At 66.1% G+C, this 15,812-nt stretch carries 11 protein-coding genes and 1 pseudogene; 2 read left to right on the top strand and 10 right to left on the bottom strand.

Going from position 1 to position 15,812, the window contains the following annotated elements; genetic code table 11:
• Nucleotides 1-40: 40 nt before the first annotated feature.
• The 4 genes from A7X97_RS02480 to A7X97_RS02495 all read right to left on the bottom strand — a co-directional run bounded on the left by A7X97_RS02480 (nt 41) and on the right by A7X97_RS02495 (nt 5,648).
• The gene (locus tag A7X97_RS02480; protein ID WP_072168316.1) at nt 41-3,211 is read right to left on the bottom strand and encodes an efflux RND transporter permease subunit; all 3,171 of its coding nucleotides are present in this window, start codon (nt 3,209-3,211) and stop codon (nt 41-43) included.
• Between the two features lie 127 nt (nt 3,212-3,338).
• Nucleotides 3,339-4,562, bottom strand: coding sequence for an efflux RND transporter periplasmic adaptor subunit (locus A7X97_RS02485; protein ID WP_088497191.1), 1,224 nt, complete (start codon nt 4,560-4,562; stop codon nt 3,339-3,341).
• Nucleotides 4,563-4,653: 91 nt separating this feature from the next.
• On the bottom strand, nt 4,654-5,424 hold the full coding sequence (locus A7X97_RS02490; protein ID WP_072168317.1) for an SDR family NAD(P)-dependent oxidoreductase: 771 nt from the start codon (nt 5,422-5,424) through the stop codon (nt 4,654-4,656).
• Nucleotides 5,421-5,648, bottom strand: a complete 228-nt coding sequence (locus A7X97_RS02495) for a hypothetical protein (RefSeq protein WP_049414419.1) — start codon at nt 5,646-5,648, stop codon at nt 5,421-5,423. Before A7X97_RS02495 ends, A7X97_RS02490 begins: the two co-directional genes overlap by 4 nt.
• A 147-nt stretch (nt 5,649-5,795) precedes the next feature.
• Here A7X97_RS02495 and A7X97_RS02500 point away from each other — a divergent pair, with 147 nt between their 5' ends.
• Complete coding sequence (locus A7X97_RS02500; protein WP_061477953.1) at nt 5,796-6,827, top strand: LysR family transcriptional regulator; 1,032 nt, start codon at nt 5,796-5,798, stop codon at nt 6,825-6,827.
• A gap of 202 nt (nt 6,828-7,029) precedes the next feature.
• On the opposite strand, the gene A7X97_RS02505 is transcribed toward A7X97_RS02500, so the two are convergent.
• Nucleotides 7,030-7,725 carry a YiaD family glycine zipper/OmpA-like lipoprotein gene (locus tag A7X97_RS02505; RefSeq protein ID WP_005416156.1) on the bottom strand — a complete coding sequence of 232 codons (696 nt, stop codon included), beginning with the start codon at nt 7,723-7,725 and terminating at the stop codon, nt 7,030-7,032.
• Between the two features lie 139 nt (nt 7,726-7,864).
• The gene (locus A7X97_RS02510; RefSeq protein WP_088497190.1) at nt 7,865-9,280 is read right to left on the bottom strand and encodes a cryptochrome/photolyase family protein; all 1,416 of its coding nucleotides are present in this window, start codon (nt 9,278-9,280) and stop codon (nt 7,865-7,867) included.
• Nucleotides 9,281-9,389: 109 nt separating this feature from the next.
• Here A7X97_RS02510 and A7X97_RS02515 point away from each other — a divergent pair, with 109 nt between their 5' ends.
• Complete coding sequence (locus tag A7X97_RS02515; RefSeq protein WP_053499158.1) at nt 9,390-9,974, top strand: SMI1/KNR4 family protein; 585 nt, start codon at nt 9,390-9,392, stop codon at nt 9,972-9,974.
• Between the two features lie 19 nt (nt 9,975-9,993).
• On the opposite strand, the gene A7X97_RS02520 is transcribed toward A7X97_RS02515, so the two are convergent.
• The 4 genes and pseudogenes from A7X97_RS02520 to A7X97_RS02535 form a co-directional block, all read right to left on the bottom strand.
• The gene (locus A7X97_RS02520) at nt 9,994-10,608 is read right to left on the bottom strand and encodes an inorganic diphosphatase (protein ID WP_088497189.1); all 615 of its coding nucleotides are present in this window, start codon (nt 10,606-10,608) and stop codon (nt 9,994-9,996) included.
• 10 nt (nt 10,609-10,618) lie between these two features.
• Nucleotides 10,619-11,986, bottom strand: a complete 1,368-nt coding sequence (locus tag A7X97_RS02525; RefSeq protein WP_072168320.1) for a purple acid phosphatase family protein — start codon at nt 11,984-11,986, stop codon at nt 10,619-10,621.
• Nucleotides 11,983-13,098: an NHL repeat-containing protein gene (locus A7X97_RS02530; protein ID WP_111007572.1), complete on the bottom strand. Its 1,116-nt coding sequence runs from the start codon at nt 13,096-13,098 to the stop codon at nt 11,983-11,985. The genes A7X97_RS02525 and A7X97_RS02530 overlap by 4 nt, the downstream gene beginning before the upstream one ends.
• A pseudogene (locus A7X97_RS02535) lies at nt 13,098-15,658 on the bottom strand (TonB-dependent receptor). Before A7X97_RS02535 ends, A7X97_RS02530 begins: the two are co-directional and overlap by 1 nt.
• Nucleotides 15,659-15,812: the final 154 nt, after the last annotated feature.

Raw genomic sequence — 15,812 nt, forward strand, 5'->3', positions numbered from 1 at the left:
CCGACACCGACCGGGCGGCCAGTGTCAGCAACGTTCCCTGTCAGTGATGGATGGTCGGTTCGCCGTGCTGCACCAGCTGGCCACCACCGTTGCGGGTGACGAACTTGCGCAGGGCCACGTAGAACACGGGGGTGAGGAACAGGCCGAACAGCGTCACACCCAGCATGCCAGCAAACACGGTGATGCCGGTCACCGAGCGCACTTCGGCGCCTGCACCGTGAGACAGCACCAGCGGCACCGTGCCGGCGATGAAGGCGATGGAGGTCATCACAATCGGGCGCAGGCGCAGGCGGCAGGCTTCCAGCGCGGCTTCAACGATACCCTTGCCGCCCATCTCCAGCTCTCTGGCGAATTCGACGATCAGGATCGCGTTCTTGCACGCCAGGCCCATCAGCACCACCAGGCCGACCTGCACGAACACGTTGTTGTCACCGCCGGTCAGCCACACGCCGAACAACGCGGACAGCAGGGTCATCGGCACGATCAGGATCACCGCCAGCGGCAGCGACCAGCTCTCGTACAGCGCGGCCAGCACCAGGAAGGCCAGCATGATCGCCACCGGGAACACGATGAAGGCGGCCTTGCCCTGGGTTGCCTGCTGGTAGCTCAGGTCGGTCCATTCGGTGGTCATGCCCACCGGCAGCACCTTGCCGGCGATCTCGGTCAGCTTGGTCATCGCTTCGGCCGAGGACAGAAGGCGCGGGTCGGCTTCACCGGCCAGGTCCGCTGCCGGATAGCCATTGAAGCGCAGCACCGGGTCCGGGCCGAAGGTCTGCTTGATGGTGACCATCGAACCGATCGGCACCATCTCGCCGCGGTCGTTGCGGGTACGCAGCTTGCCGATGTCCTCGACCGTCTCGCGGTACGGACCATCTGCCTGGGCGATCACCTGCCAGGTGCGGCCGAACTGGTTGAAGTCGTTGACGTAGGCCGAACCCAGGTAGGTCTGCAACGTGTCGAACAGCTCGGTGAGCTGCACGCCCTGTGCCTTGGCCTTGACGCGGTCGACCTCGGCATCGAGCTGCGGCACGTTGGCCTGGTAGCTGGAAATCGGGAAGGCCATGCCCGGCGTCTGCGCAACGGTGCCCTGCATGGCCTGCACCGCATTCTGCAGCGCGCCGTAACCCAGGTTGCCACGGTCCTCGATGAACATCTGGTAGCCATTGCCATTGCCCAGGCCGAGGATCGGCGGCGGCATCATCGCGAACGCGAAGCCTTCCTGCAGGCCGGCGATCTTCTGGTTGATCTCGGCATTGATCTGCGCGGCGGTGCGGCCATGGCGCTCGGCGAACGGCTTGAGTGGGATGAACGCCACACCGGTGTTCGGCGTATTGGTGAACTGCAGCGCGTTCAGACCGGGGAACGAGATGGTGTGAGCGACGCCATCGGTTTCCTGGGCGATCTTGGCGACCTTGCGCAGCATTTCATCGGTGCGGGCGATCGACGAACCTTCCGGCAGCTTCACACCGGCAATCAGGTACAGCTTGTCCTGGGTCGGAATGAAGCCCGGAGGCACCAGCTTGAAGATCACGCCGGTACCGACCAGCAGGATCGCGTAGACCACGAACACCGCACCGCGGCGGCCGAGGATGCGGGCCACGCCACGCTCGTACTTCTCCGAGCTGGACTTGAAGAAGCGGTTGAACGGACGGAACACCCAGCCGAACAGGCGGTCGATCAGGCGGCTCGGGCCGTCCTTCGGAGCGCCATGGGCCTTCAGCAGGCGCGCGGCCAGGGCTGGCGACAGGGTCAACGAATTGATCGCCGAGATCACCGTGGAAATGGCAATGGTGACCGCGAACTGCTTGTAGAACTGGCCGGTGACACCGGACAGGAAGGCCATCGGCACGAACACGGCACACAGCACCAGCGCGATCGCCACGATCGGGCCGGACACTTCGCGCATGGCCTGGTGGGCCGCGGCGGTGGGTGACAGGCCTTCCTCGATGTTGCGTTCAACGTTCTCCACCACCACGATCGCGTCGTCGACCACGATGCCGATCGCCAGCACCAGGCCGAACAGGCTCAGCGTATTGATCGAGAAGCCCAGCAGGTACAGCGCGGCGAACGTACCCACCACCGACACCGGCACCGCGATCAACGGAATGATCGACGCACGCCAGGTCTGCAGGAACAGGATCACGACCAGCACCACCAGGGCGATCGCTTCCAGCAGCGTGGAGACCACGGCCTTGATCGAGTCGCGCACGAAGATGGTGGTGTCATACACCGCTTCGTACTTCACATCGGCCGGCATGGTCTTCTGCATCTCGTCCATCGTCGAGATGACCTGATCGCGGATTTCCAGCGCGTTGGCACCCGGCGACTGGAAGATACCGATACCCACCGCGTTCTTGCCGTCCAGCTGCGAGCGCAGGGTGTAGTCGCCCGCACCCAGTTCCAGGCGGGCCACGTCGGACAGGCGCACGATCTCGCCATCGGTGCCGCTCTTGAGCACGATGTCGCCGAATTCCTTTTCGGTCTTCAGACGGCCCTGGGCATTGATCAGGGTCAGGAACTTGCTGTCCGGCAGCGGTTCGGCGCCGAGCTGGCCGGCCGAAACCTGCACGTTCTGCTCGCGCATGGCACGCACCACGTCGCTCGCGGTCAGGCCGCGCGAGGCCACCTTGTCCGGGTCCAGCCAGGCACGCATGGCGTAGTCGCCGCCACCGAAGATCTGCGCGTCACCCACGCCCGGAATACGCGCCAGCGCATCCTTGACGTGCAGGCGCGCGTAGTTGCGCAGGTACAGGGTGTCGTACTTGCCTTGCGGCGAGGTCAGGTGCACCACCATCAGGAAGGTCGGCGACTGCTTCTGCGTAGTCACGCCCTGCCGGCGCACGTCCTCGGGCAGGCGCGCCTGCGCCTGCGCCACGCGGTTCTGCACCTTCACCGCCGCTGCGTCCGGGTCCGTGCCCGGGCGGAAGGTGACGGTCATCTGCAGCACGCCGTCCGAGCCGGCCACCGACTTCAAGTACATCATGCCTTCGACGCCGTTGATGGCCTCTTCAAGCGGCGTGGCGACGGTCTCGGCAATGACCTTGGGGTTGGCGCCCGGATACACCGTGCGTACGACCACCGACGGCGGCACCACTTCGGGGTACTCACTGATCGGCAGGATTGGAATCGTGATCAGGCCTGCGGCGAAGATCACGATCGACAGCACCGCCGCGAAGATCGGCCTGTCGATGAAGAAGCGGGAAAAGTCCATGGAGGAATTCCTGGGAAAGGCATTCGGCGGGCAACAGCCACCCCGCCCCTCGCCGGGATGACGAAGGCAGGGAAGGCTGCCGCTGGCGCCGGCAGCTAAGCGGAAACGCGGATCAGGAGACGGCGGATCAGTGCTTCAGGGCAGCGGTGGCATCGCGGCCCGGTGCCGGCGCCGGCTGTGGCTGCATCGCCACCGCCTTGGCCTGCACCGGCATGCCCGGCATGAAGACCTTCTGCACGCCATCGATGATCACCTTGTCACCGGCGGCCAGGCCGTGCTCGACGATACGCAGGCCGTCGGCGGTGCGGCCGAGCTGGATGTCACGGCGCTGGGCCTTGCCATCCTTGTCGACCACGTACACGTACTTGCGGTCCTGGTCGGTCAGCACGGCCTTGTCGTCGATCAGCAGCGCCTGGAACTGGCCGCTGCCAAGCAGCTGCACGCGGGCGAACAAGCCCGGCGTGAACTGGCGATCGGCGTTGTCCAGCAGCGCGCGGACGCGGATGGTCCCGGTACTGCGGGCGACCTGGTTGTCGAGGAAGTCGACCTTGCCCGTGTGCGGGTAGCCTTCTTCACCGGACAGGCCGACCTTCACCGGCAGCGCGCTGTCACGCTCGCTCGGGCGCTCACCCTTGCGTGCCATCTGGGCGTAGCGCAGGAAGGTGCCTTCGTCGGCATCGAAGTAGACGAACACCGTGTCCAGCGAGACCAGCGTGGTCAGCACGCTGGCGCTGTCGCCGGCGGTGACCAGGTTGCCGGCGGTGACCATCGCGCGGCCGGCACGGCCGTCGATCGGTGCCCGCACCTTGGTGAACTCAAGATTGAGGCGGGCGGCATCCAATGCTGCCTGCGCGGCCTGCACGGCGGCGCCGGACTGGTCGGCAGCCGCACGGCGCTGCTCGGCGGTCTCGGTGGAGATCGCCTGCTGCTCGGACAGCCGCTTGGCGCGCTCGGACTCGCTGCGGGCCAGCGTGGCCTGGGTACGGGCGCGGGCCAGTTCGGCGGCTGCCCGATCGTACTCGGCCTGGTAACTGCGCGCGTCGATGGTGAAGAGCACTTCGCCCTTCTTCACTTCCTGGCCTTCAACGTAGTTGACCTTGTCGATGTAGCCGGACACGCGCGGACGCAGTTCAACGCTCTGCACCGCTTCGACGCGGCCACTGAACTCGTCCCACTGGCTGACCTGCTTGACCAGCACCGGCGCGGCGCTGACCTGCGGCGGCGGCGGTGCACCGCCTTCTTCGGCATGGCCGCCGCTGCAGGCTGCAAGCACGGCCGCGGCGAGGATCGACACGCCGGCCATCGCAATGCGATGGCCGAAACGATGTGGGGTGGTATTGGGGGAAGTCATGGCATGCATCCGTACGGAGGGGTGGTACAGCGATATGAGAACGTGTTGCAAAAATCGGCGGCGAATACTGCGACCTCAACCATGGTCGAGGTCAAGCGATGCCTGCGGTGTCGCGCCACAGCGGAGGAACTTCCAGGTGCAGCAGGCCACGCGGCAATTCGGCATCGCTGCTGTCGCAGCGGACGATGGCGCGGTTGTCGCGGCACCCATCAAGCAGGGAGACCACACGACGACCGACCAGCAGCGAGCTGGGCCACTCGATGCAGGCATTGGCCGCGTTGGCCGGGGTACACACCGGGCTGCAGACTTCCAGCATCTGCGCGCGCACGCCCAGCGCCTGCGCTTCCTGGTGCACCACCTGCGCGTACATGCGCAGTGCGGCGGTGGTGATCGAGGTCTCGCCGTAGCCCGCCCAGGGCTTGGCGTTGGCCGGGCTGCCGATCATCACGTAGCGGCGCGCATGCACGTTGTCCTGCAGCAGCGGCAGCAGGTGGCGCACGGCGTGCACGTGCGGCATCAGGTCGGCCTGCATCGCGCCCAGCAGCTCATCGCCCTTGCGGTCGATCACCCGGCCGCGACGGTAGGGGCCACCCATGGCCGCGATCACGGCGGCCAACGGACGCGGGCGCTGCGCGATGCGTTCGGCCAGCGCGCGTGCCGAGCCGTCATCGCTGAGCGAACCCAGCAGCGTCTCCAGTCCGGGCTCATCCGCGAACTGCTCATGCAGCGCGGCCAGCCGGCCCGGATCGCGGCCAACCACCAGCACCGGGCTGCCGGCTTCCAGCAACGCGCCGACCACGCCCTGGCCGACGGCACCGGTACCGCCAAGGACCAGGACTTCGGGCGTCAGTATCCCATTCACGGGACATTTCCTCCCAAATCCGGGATAGTCCCGATTCGACGCAGCCGGTCGCCCTTGTGCGGGACCAGGCGGATGGCACCGCCACGCTGCTGACGCATGGGCGCGGTAAACTCACGAAAGTCCTTGTGTACCAAGGAACTCGGACGGGCTTCGACGGTCATCGCCAGGTCCAGGGTGTTCTGGCCGGCGTTCCGGAGTCGGGCAAGAATGTTGCGCAGGCTCATGGCGGACGGGCTCCAATTAACGAATGGCGCCACGATAGACCTCAAACCTTTACTTGATTAGTCCTGATTAAGGGGAATAATCATCCCGCACCCGGTCCAATCGTTCTGTCACGATTGTCCCATCCCCGACGTCCAGGACCCCCGACCATGTCCCACGATCTCAACGAGACGCTGATCTTCGTCAAAGTGGTCGAGCAAGGCAGCTTCATTGCTGCTGCCAAATCGCTCGGCCTGCCCAAGACCACGGTCAGCCGCAAAGTGCAGGAGCTGGAAACGCGCCTGGGCGCGCGCCTGCTGCACCGGACCACGCGCCGCCTCGGCCTGACCGAAGCCGGTTCGATCTACCACGAGCACTGCCAGCGCATCGCGCGCGAGCTGGAAGAAGCGGAGAGCGCGGTGAGCCAGCTGCAGTCCGGCCCGCGCGGCTGGCTGCGCTTCACTGTGCCCTACTCGATCGGCATCACCTGGATTGCGCCGCTGCTGGGCCAGTTCCATGCGCAGTATCCAGAGATCCGCCTGGACATGCACATGGGCAACGAGAAGCTGGACCTGATCGCCGGTGAAGCGGACCTGGCACTGCGCGTGGGTGCCCTGCCCGATTCCAATCTGGTCGCGCGCAAGCTGGGCAGCCTGCGCACGCAGGTGTTCGCCAGTCCGGCCTACATTGAGCGCTATGGCGAACCGCTGCATCCGGAAGAGCTGCAGTTCCATCGCATCCTGGCGATGCGCAAGCCGTACCATACCGGCAACTCGCCGCGCTTCACCTGGCAGCTGGGCGAGAACGGGGGCGAACTGCGCGACTTCCCGGTCACCCCGCTGATGACCGCCAACGACATGTCTGCGTTGAATGGTGCATTGGTCTGTGGCGAAGGCCTGCTGCTGACCGGTGATGTGATGGCCAAGCCGTTCGTCGAATCGGGCATGGTGCGCCGCGTGCTGGCCGGCTGGACCGGCCCGGAAGTGGATTTCAATGCCGTATTCGCCGGCGGCCGCCTGGTCTCGCCGAAGGTGCGTGCATTTGTCGACTTCCTGGTCGAGAAGCTCAACTTCGATGCCAACTACATGCTGGCGCAGTGCCCCGGCGCGAAGCTGGCACAGCAGCAGAAGGCACAGGAAGATGCCGCGCTGGAGAACAGTGGCAAGCGGATCCTGGAGAAGGTGGCCGCTTCGGCGGCGTAACCTGCAACAAGAGCGCCTATCCATCTCCTGGTAGATGCCGACCTTGGTCGGCATGGCTTACAGAGGGAGTCGAGCGCGGCTCGACTCTGCATGCGCTGTCGGCGTGCCGAGCAACGCTCGGCACCCACAAAAATGCCGCCTGCAAGGGCGGCATTTTCGTTCCGGCCGATGCCCGGACCGGCTCAAGCAGCAACGCTACGCGTTATTGCTTGAGCGGAATCACCCGAATCTCGACGCGGCGGTTCTTGGCGCGGCCGGCGTCGGTGCTGTTGTCGGCAATCGGGTACGCCTTGCCGGCGCCCAGCGTTTCGATACGCACGCTCTGCACGCCCTGGCCGATCAGGTACTGCGCGACCGAGTCGGCGCGTTCCTTCGACAGGCGGTTGTTGACCGCGTCGCTGCCGATGCTGTCGGTGTGGCCAACCACCTCGATCATGGTCTGGTTGTACTCACGCAGCGTACCGGCCACGCCGTTGAGCGAGCCATAGAACTGCGGCTTCAGGGTCGCCTTGCCGAAGTCGAAGGTAATCCCGTCCGGGAGGTTCAGCATGATGTTGTCGCCCTGGCGCTGCACATCGATGCCGGTGTTGGCGGTGCGCTCGCGCAGTGCGCGTTCCTGGCGATCCTGGTACTGGCCGACGGCGGCACCGCTGAGTGCGCCGATACCGGCACCGATCAGCGCGTGCTGGCGCCGCTCGGTAGCACTGTCGCCGGTCAGCAGGCCGGCCGCCACGCCGATGGCGGTACCGATCAGCGCGTTGCGGCCGGTCCGGTTCTGCTGTTCGGTCGGGTTGCCGTACTGGTCACTCTGCACATAGGAGCCGCCGGTGGCGCAGGCCGACAGGACGGCCGCACTCATCAGGGCCAGTGCGACGTTGCGGGTGGTGTTGCGGATCATGAGGTTCTCCTTGGTTTCCGGTCGGCCGGCGGCTTGCGGGCGCAGAGAGGATAAACAGCCGAATGCGATGTCGGGATGATGATCCGGTGCGCCGACAGGGCCGCGTTCAGCTAACTGACCGGATCGCTCGGGTCACCCTTTACCCCGCCCCCGACTGGCGGTATGCCGCCAGCGCAGCATCGCGGCCCTCTGCCAGGTCCACCATCGGCGTGCGTGGGTAGTCAGGCGCGTGTGCGGCCAGGAGCAGAGGATGCTGCCACGGCGCAAACCGCGCCTTCACCGGCAGCGCCGCCAGCTCGGGCACCCAGCGGCTGATGTAGCGGGCCTGCGGATCGAACTTCTCGGCCTGGGTGACCGGGTTGAACACCCGGAAGTACGGCGCGGCATCGGCGCCGGTCCCGGCCACCCATTGCCAGCCCATCGTGTTGTTGGCCAGATCGGCATCGACCAGGGTGTCCCAGAACCAGCGCGCGCCATGCAGCCAGTGCGCGCGAAGGTGCTTGCACAGGTAACTGGCCACGATCATCCGAACCCGGTTATGCATGTAGCCGGTGTGCCACAGCTCGCGCAGTCCGGCATCAACGATCGGCACGCCGGTGTTGCCGCGCTGCCAGTCGTGCAGTTGCGCTGCAGTCGGCGCCGCCCAGGGGAAGCGGTCAAAACGCGGATTGAGGTTGTCCGTGGGCGTCTTCGGAAAGTGATGCAACAGGTGGTAGGCGAAATCACGCCAGCCCAGTTGCCGCAGATAGCCGTCGATGTCGGCATCGGTGCCGGCACTGCGCCGTCTTTCCAGCGCATGCGCGATGCGCCACGGTGCGATCTCACCGAAATGCAGGTGCGGCGACATCCGCGAGGTGCCCACGCGATCGGGCAGGTCTCGCTGCTCGCGGTAACCGCGCAAGGCGCCGTCCTCGAACACCGACAGCGCCTCCAGCGCACCGGCTTCGCCCGGCTGCCAGTGCTCCCAGAAGCCGGTATCCCAATCCAGCGTCGGTGCAAGCTGTAGATCATCAATTGCGAGGCTGTCGACCGCGTGCGTCGCCAGTGCCTGCGGTGCGGCCTGCAGTGCCGGCAGGCGCCAATGACTGAGCACGTTGCGCCAGTACGGCGTGAACACCTTGTACGGCTGTCCCTGCTGGGTGGCGATGTCCCAGGGCTCGAACAACAGGCTGCCATTGCAGCTCTGCGCGTCGACGCCCTGCTCGCGCAGCGTGCGCTTGATGGTGGCGTCGCGAGGCTGGGTGGCCGGCTCGTACTTGCGGTTCCAGTACACCGCCTCGGCGCCGGTCTGCTCGATCAGCAACTGCAGGGCCGGCAGGCTGTCACCACTGCGCAGCACCAGCGACGAGCCGCGCGTGCGCAGGTCGGCATCCAAGGCACCCAGTGAACGGTGGCGCCACGCATCGGAGGCGGCACCCGGCGTCCACTCCCCCTCTTCATGCGGCGCGTGGATGTAGACCGGCACCACATGGTGACCGGCATCCAGCGCGGCCTGCAGGGCCGGATTGTCCTGCAGCCGCAGATCACGGCGGAACCATACCAACGCTACCGACACAGGCAATGCCTTCGTTGTGGAAGGCGCACATGATAGCCAGCGGTGGTGAAGGCGATGCGCGCAGACGCCGTCTGCTAGGCTGCACGGCCGCTACCCGATGGACTCTGACATGGATGATCTTCACGCCTCATTCGCCCGCTTCGGGCTGCTGCATGCCCAGCACGAGAGCGACTGGCAGGGCCCGTTCCCGCTGCCCCCGGTACTGGCACGCTTCTACGCGCAGGTCGGGCCGCTGGGCGAAGTGATCAATGCCCGGGTAGGCACCGCCGGCATCACCGTTCCCGGCCTTGATGTCTGGATACCGCCGCTGCAACGCCTGTGGAGCCATCAGGCCGGCTATCGATGGCATGGCATCAGCGGCGAACGGATCAACGACTGGCCCTCGAACTGGCTGGTGATTGCCGATCGCAGCGCTGATCCGTTCATCCTCGATCTGGACGACGGCCGTGTGCTGTTCAGCCATCACGGTGCCGGCCTGCTGGATGCCGACGAAATGGCTGCCGACGTGCCGACCCTGATGGCAGCTCTGGCTGCAGCAGGCACGGTGTACCTCGATGCCGGCGATGACCTTTACAACGACGATGACGATGGCGGCATCCGCCCTGAACACCAGGACGCAGCCGTACAGGCGGTGGCCCGGGTACTGGGCGACCGCCTGCAGGCCGAATCGTTCATCGAGACGTTGCTGGACTGAATCCACGCATGGCGCGGATCTACCTTTCGAAGCGCTTCATCGCTTCGCTGATCAGCGCCCGCGCCTCGGCGGCGTTGCCCCAACCGTTGAGCTGCACCGCGTTGCGCCCGGCCGGCAGGTCCTTGTAGACCCGGAAGAACGCTTCGATGCGCTGTCTTTCGATCTCCGGCAGATCGGCCAGGTCGCGGATGTTGGCGTAGGTCGGGTCAACCTTGTCGGTCGGCACGCCGATGATCTTCTCGTCGTGCTCGCCGCCGTCGATCATCTTAAGGTAGCCGATCGGCCGGAAGCGTACGATCACGCCCGGATGCAGGGGTTCACGGGTCAGCACCAGCGCGTCCAGCGGATCGTTGTCGCCAGCCAACGTGCGCGGCATCGAACCGTAGTTGGCCGGATAGGCGACCGGCATCGACTGGAAGCGGTCCACATGCACCAGGCCGTCTTCCTTGATCTCGTACTTGGTCACGCTGCCGGCGGGAATCTCCACCGCCAGATTCACCTCCTGCGGGGCTTCCCTTGGCTGGGCCACCAGGAACGGATGCAGCACGGTATCGGCAGCGGTCACCGCACTGGTCAGCAACAGCAGAGCGGCGCCGATGGCAGCGAGAGGAAGGATGCGACGGGGCGTGGTCATCGGCGTGTCCTCATTCCCAGCAGCGATCGGCGCGACCCTTGGCGGTCTGCGCACGCGGGCAATCACGCGGCGTGATGCGGCCTTCGGTCAGCTCCATGCGCTGTTTTCCCCCCTTGGCATCGCGGCGCAGTTCGAAGGCATCGTAGAGACGGCCGGTCACGGTGCGCGCTTCATAGCGCAGGCGCTGCGGGTCGATGTTCAACACCTGGAACAACTGGGTGTCTTCGGCCACTGGGTTCATCGTCCTGCGCGCTTCATCGGACAGGCGGTACTGCTTCGGTCCGGCTACAGTCACCACGTACTGCGGCGTTGCGGCCTGCCCCTCGCCACGACGGCCATAGGTGTGGTCGTGGCCCTGCAGCACCAGATCGACGTTGTGGCGGCGTACCACCGGCAACAGCACCTCACGCAGCGCGGCGTTCTCGCGCCCTTCGCGCGGCGAGTAGAACGGCTGGTGCAGCAACACGATGGTCCACGGCTGCGGATTGCCGGTCAACACCTTGTCCAGCCATTGCGCCTGTGCCTTGGCCGTGCCAAGGTCGAGTGCCGAAGTGCCATCGACCACCGCCACGCGCACGCCCTGCGCATCGAACCAGTAGCTGCTCTGCTGCGCAGCGCTGGCACCATTGCCCGGCAACGCGAACGTGACCGGCCAGTGGCGGCCCAGCACCCGGCGCTCCTGCGGGGTGTCCTCGAATTCCTCGAAGTACTCGTGATTGCCTATGGCCGGCGCCACCAGCATTTCCTGCGCCAGCCAGCCGACGGCGGCAAACCATTCGCCCCACTCGCTGTCATCCATGTTGTCGCCGCCGCTGACCAGGTCGCCGGCAAACAGGCTCATGCGTGCCTGCGGTGCGGCCTTCTGCGCGGCACGCACCACGCGGCTGACATGGCTGACGTTCTTGTTCTGGGTATCGCCGAAGTACAGCAGGGTCAGCGGCTGGTCGGCGGCAGCCAGCGTGCGCAGCTGGTTCCATGCACTCCAACTGCCGTTGCCCTGCACACGGTAGACGTACTGGGTATCCGGCTGCAGGCCATCGATATCTGCACGATGGTGGTGCGACAGGCCGTTCTCGGTCTGCAGCGCGCGGGTCGTCGCACGAACCTGGCGGATGCCTTCGATGGCCGGCGAATCTGCGGCCATTGCGATCTCCAGCAGCGGCGCCTGCACGCTGCCATCGGTGCGCCAGGCCACTGCGAACCCATGGCTGGAATCGGCCGCCGGCGAGGCGACGATGCGGTCCGGCACCGTCGTCGCTGCGTAGTGGCGGCTACCTGCCGGCACCTGGGTATTCGGTTCGGCCGCCGCGATCGACAGCGACGGCAGCGCCAGCAGCAGGCCCAGGGCCAGCGTGCGCATCACGAGCTGCCGGCTCATGCACCACACTCCAGCGGCAGCGCCAGTTGCTTGGCGATGCTTTCCCAGTCGAAGGCCACCACACCCTGATCGTCGTGTACGGCATACAGCGCGCCGTGCGGGAAGCGCGTGCTGGCTTGCTGCATCATCCAGATGCCGTCGGTGTTGGCCACGGTATTGCCCTGGAACGCGCCGACCGGCTTCAGCGTGTGCCGGTCGAACAGATGGAACACGCTGCGCTGCTTGCCCTGTTCGGTGGTGATCCACCAGCCATCCTTGCCGCAGGTGCGCAGGGTCACGCCTTCGGCCTGCGCCTTGAACACGTCGCGGCCGAAGGTGGTGCCGGTGAAGCGGCCCGCCAGGGTGTAGACCTTGAACTCGCTGGCGTAGCTCTCGTCTTCTTCGGCAATCAACAGGCGGTCGTTCTCGGGATCGCCCCAGATCGACTCGACCACGCGCAGCGCTCCCGCCTCGGTGGTATCGCCGATGCTGGCCACCCGCTTCGCGTCGACCTTCTCACCATTGCGGGTCACGTGATACTGGCGCACGCGCTTGTCCAGCTCGGCCAGCGGCGGCAGGACGTCACGCCCCTGTGCATCCTCGCCGTTGTCCCAGGAGTCGGTGACGTAGACGCTGTAGCCATCGGCACGACGGTCGACCCACAGTCCGTAAGGCTTGCGCAGGTCGTCCGCAGCGAACGTCGCCAGCGGCGTGAAGTCCGGCAGGCGCAGTACCTGCACGCGGTGATTGTCGCGCTCCACGATCCACAGCAGGTCGTCGATCACCGCGATACCATTTGGGCGGTCGAACTGCCCCGGTGCGGTGCCGCTGCTGCCGACGTCACGCAGGTGCTGTCCGGTGCTGCCGTCGTAGACCACCAGCTTGTCGGTGGCCTTGGCGGTGGCGATCAGCCACAGCGCGCCGTCCGGCGCGCGCCAGGCCGCGGGGGAATCGATGTTGTCGGCTGGGGTCATCGGTGACAGGAAGGCTTCGGCGATGGTGGTCACCACGCGCTCGCCTCCGGCGGCCGGCGCGGCCGCTCCCGCAACCGGATCGGTGCCGGTGGCCGGCGTGCAGCCGGCGACCAGCGTAGCTGCCAGCGCGGCGGCCAGGACGGTGACGCCACGCCCCATCACAGCGCCACCTTCAGGCCCAGCGCATAGGTGCGGCCGTACTCTTCCATCTGCAGGGTGCGCGAACGCGTGCCCTGGTACAGCTCCAGCGGCTTGTCCAGCAGGTTCTGCGCTTCGAAGTACACGCTCACGCGCGGGGTGAACCTGTAGTCAAGCGAGAAATCGAGCTGGGTATTCGGCGCAACGTAGATATCGAACGCGCGGCCCTTGCCGATGCTGTCCAGGTACTCGCTGCGGTACACGGCCGCCAGGCGCGTGCTCAAGCCGTACTTCTCATAGCCGATGTGCGCGCTGTAGACGTGCTTGGAGGCGCGTGGCAGGGTGAAGTCCTCACCCGCACGGTCCTTGATGCCGGCATCGAACTTCGTATCCAGCCAGGTGCCACTGGCGCCGACCAGCAGGCCACCCAGGCCGTCCGGCAGGAAGGCCAGCTGCTGCTGCCAGTTGAACTCCGCACCACGCACGGTGGCCTCGCGACCATTGATCGGCTGCGTCACATCGAATCCACCGTAGGCCGGATCATTGGTGCGCACGGTTCCGACGATGTAGCCATCGATCGACTTGTGGAACAGGCCCAGCGAAACGATGCCGCTGCTGCCGATGTACTTCTCCACCGACAGGTCGATGTTCTTCGACTCGTACGGATCCAGTTCCGGGTTGCCCAGGCGCACTTCCTCGTCACCGCGGCTGTAACCCACGCGCGGCGAGACGTCGCCGAAGGACGGGCGCGATACGGTCTTGTTGGCCGAGGCGCGCAGCACCCAGTCATCAGCCGCGTCATAGCGCAGGTGCAGGCCCGGCAGCACGTTGGTGTAGCTGCTGTTGGCCACGCGCGGGGTGACGGTGAAGCTGCGGCCGTTGGCGGCCACGTCCACCTGGTTGCCGATCGCCTTGAAGCGGGTGTTCTCCACGCGCACGCCGCCGATGATGCGCAGCGCACCCACGTCCCAGGTACCCATGGCATAGCTGGCGAAGATGTCCTCGCTGGCCACGTAATCCTCTTCCAGCGACGTCATCGCATTGCCGCCGACGTCCTGCGGGCGGGCGCTGTACTGGCTGCCGTTGGCTGCCCAGAAGGCACGCATCGCAGCCGAATCCATACCGTCGCCGAAGTTGCCGTGGCGATGTTCGGGCGAGGAGGTGGTCCAGCCCGCCAGCGTCACCTTCGGGCCGACGCGCAGTTCGCGCTCATCCACATTCACGTCGCGGTCGCGCCAGCGGCCCAGCAGACCGAACTTGATGCTGCTGCTGTCGCCGTCGAAGCGCACGTTGACCTGCGCGCTGTGCTCCTTGTCGTTCACCTGCTTGGGCGAAAGCACGAAGCGGTCGAACGCGTAGTTGCTGTTGTCCAGCCACTGCGGGTTGTCGAAGCTGTAGCTGGGCAGCCGGCTGCTCTGGTCCAGGCTGCCGTTGAACGCCTTGCCGTTGAGCTTGAAACGCGCCTCCATCTCGTCGTTCACGCGCTCTTCGGTACGGGTGTAGCCGATCCGGTAATCGACCACGGCGTTGGTCAACTTGTTCTCGCCGCCCAGGCTGGCCGCGAAGGTGTTTTCCTTCTTGGTGCGGTAGCGCATGCGCTTGTCGATCGAATCCTCCGGCATGCCATCCAGGCGGTACTGGTCGGTGCCGGTCTTGACCATCTTCGCGTCGTCGAAGTTGAAGATCACGCGCTGGCGGGTCTCCGCATCGTCGAACTGGCTGTACAGCGTGCGCAGGTAGTACCGGCTGTCTTCGTCCGGCCGCCAGTCGAGGTTGAGGTTGGCGCCGATGCGCTTGCGCTCGATCTCGTACTTGCGGTGCTGCAGGTTGATCGCGGTCACGTCACCGGGGGCGGCATCGTCCTCGCCGTCGTACTCCACTTCGGTGTTGTCCGACTCGAACCTGCGCTTCTGGTAGTTCACGCCCAGCGCCACGCCGAAGGTGTCGTTGAACACTTCGCTGTAGTTGAAGGCCGCCTTCGGGCTGGTCTCGCCGGACAGCTGCTGGTGACTGCCCTCGATCTTGCCACGCAGGCTGCGACCGTCGCGGTCGAAGGCCGAGGCCGATTCCACCAGCACGGCACCACCGATGGCATCACCGGGCATGTCCGGGGTCGGCGACTTCACCACGCGAAGGCGTTCGGTGGAATCGGACGGGATCACGTCCAGCGGCGCGGCACGGCTGGAATCCTCCGGCGTGCCCACGGCGATGCCATCCACGCTGACGCTGTTGAGATTGGCGTCCAGGCCACGGATGACCACGAAACGGCCCTCGCCCTGGTCACGGGTCACGCTGATGCCCGGCAGGCGCTGCAGTGATTCGGCCACGTTCTTGTCCGGGTACTGGCCCAGGGCATCGGAGGACACCGCGTCTTCGATGGCGTCGCTGCCGCGCTTGAGGTCGACCGCTCGGATCTGCGATTCGAGCTGGGCGCGCACCTCGATACGGTCCAGGTCGACCGCGTCGGCCGCCACGGCGCCGGTAGCGGCTACCGCCTGCTGCCCGGCGGCCTGCAGCGGTGCCGCACCCCCATTGCCAGGGTCAGGGTGATGGCAACGGCCAACGGAGTCTTGATATGCACTGGGAATCCCCATTCCTGTTAAGAATGGGTCTGCACGGTATGTCCGCAAGGTTGCATGGCCGTGACATGCCTCTGCACATTTCATGTACAGCGGCCCCGGGCCCGGTTTGGGCTTCGCCCCGCCAATCCGGCAAAATGGCGGCCTCTCTCCCTA

Origin of the sequence: Stenotrophomonas sepilia, assembly GCF_003244875.1 — a bacterium.
Lineage (GTDB): Bacteria > Pseudomonadota > Gammaproteobacteria > Xanthomonadales > Xanthomonadaceae > Stenotrophomonas > Stenotrophomonas sepilia.

Excerpts from the sequence above, each read along its gene's own strand:
- A7X97_RS02480 (WP_072168316.1), bottom strand. The coding sequence starts at position 3,211 with ATGGACTTTTCCCGCTTCTTCATCGACAGGCCGATCTTCGCGGCGGTG.
- A7X97_RS02485 (WP_088497191.1), bottom strand. The coding sequence starts at position 4,562 with ATGACTTCCCCCAATACCACCCCACATCGTTTCGGCCATCGCATTGCG.
- A7X97_RS02495 (WP_049414419.1), bottom strand. The coding sequence starts at position 5,648 with ATGAGCCTGCGCAACATTCTTGCCCGACTCCGGAACGCCGGCCAGAAC.
- A7X97_RS02500 (WP_061477953.1), top strand. The coding sequence starts at position 5,796 with ATGTCCCACGATCTCAACGAGACGCTGATCTTCGTCAAAGTGGTCGAG.
- A7X97_RS02505 (WP_005416156.1), bottom strand. The coding sequence starts at position 7,725 with ATGATCCGCAACACCACCCGCAACGTCGCACTGGCCCTGATGAGTGCG.
- A7X97_RS02515 (WP_053499158.1), top strand. The coding sequence starts at position 9,390 with ATGGATGATCTTCACGCCTCATTCGCCCGCTTCGGGCTGCTGCATGCC.
- A7X97_RS02520 (WP_088497189.1), bottom strand. The coding sequence starts at position 10,608 with ATGACCACGCCCCGTCGCATCCTTCCTCTCGCTGCCATCGGCGCCGCT.
- A7X97_RS02525 (WP_072168320.1), bottom strand. The coding sequence starts at position 11,986 with ATGAGCCGGCAGCTCGTGATGCGCACGCTGGCCCTGGGCCTGCTGCTG.
- A7X97_RS02530 (WP_111007572.1), bottom strand. The coding sequence starts at position 13,098 with ATGGGGCGTGGCGTCACCGTCCTGGCCGCCGCGCTGGCAGCTACGCTG.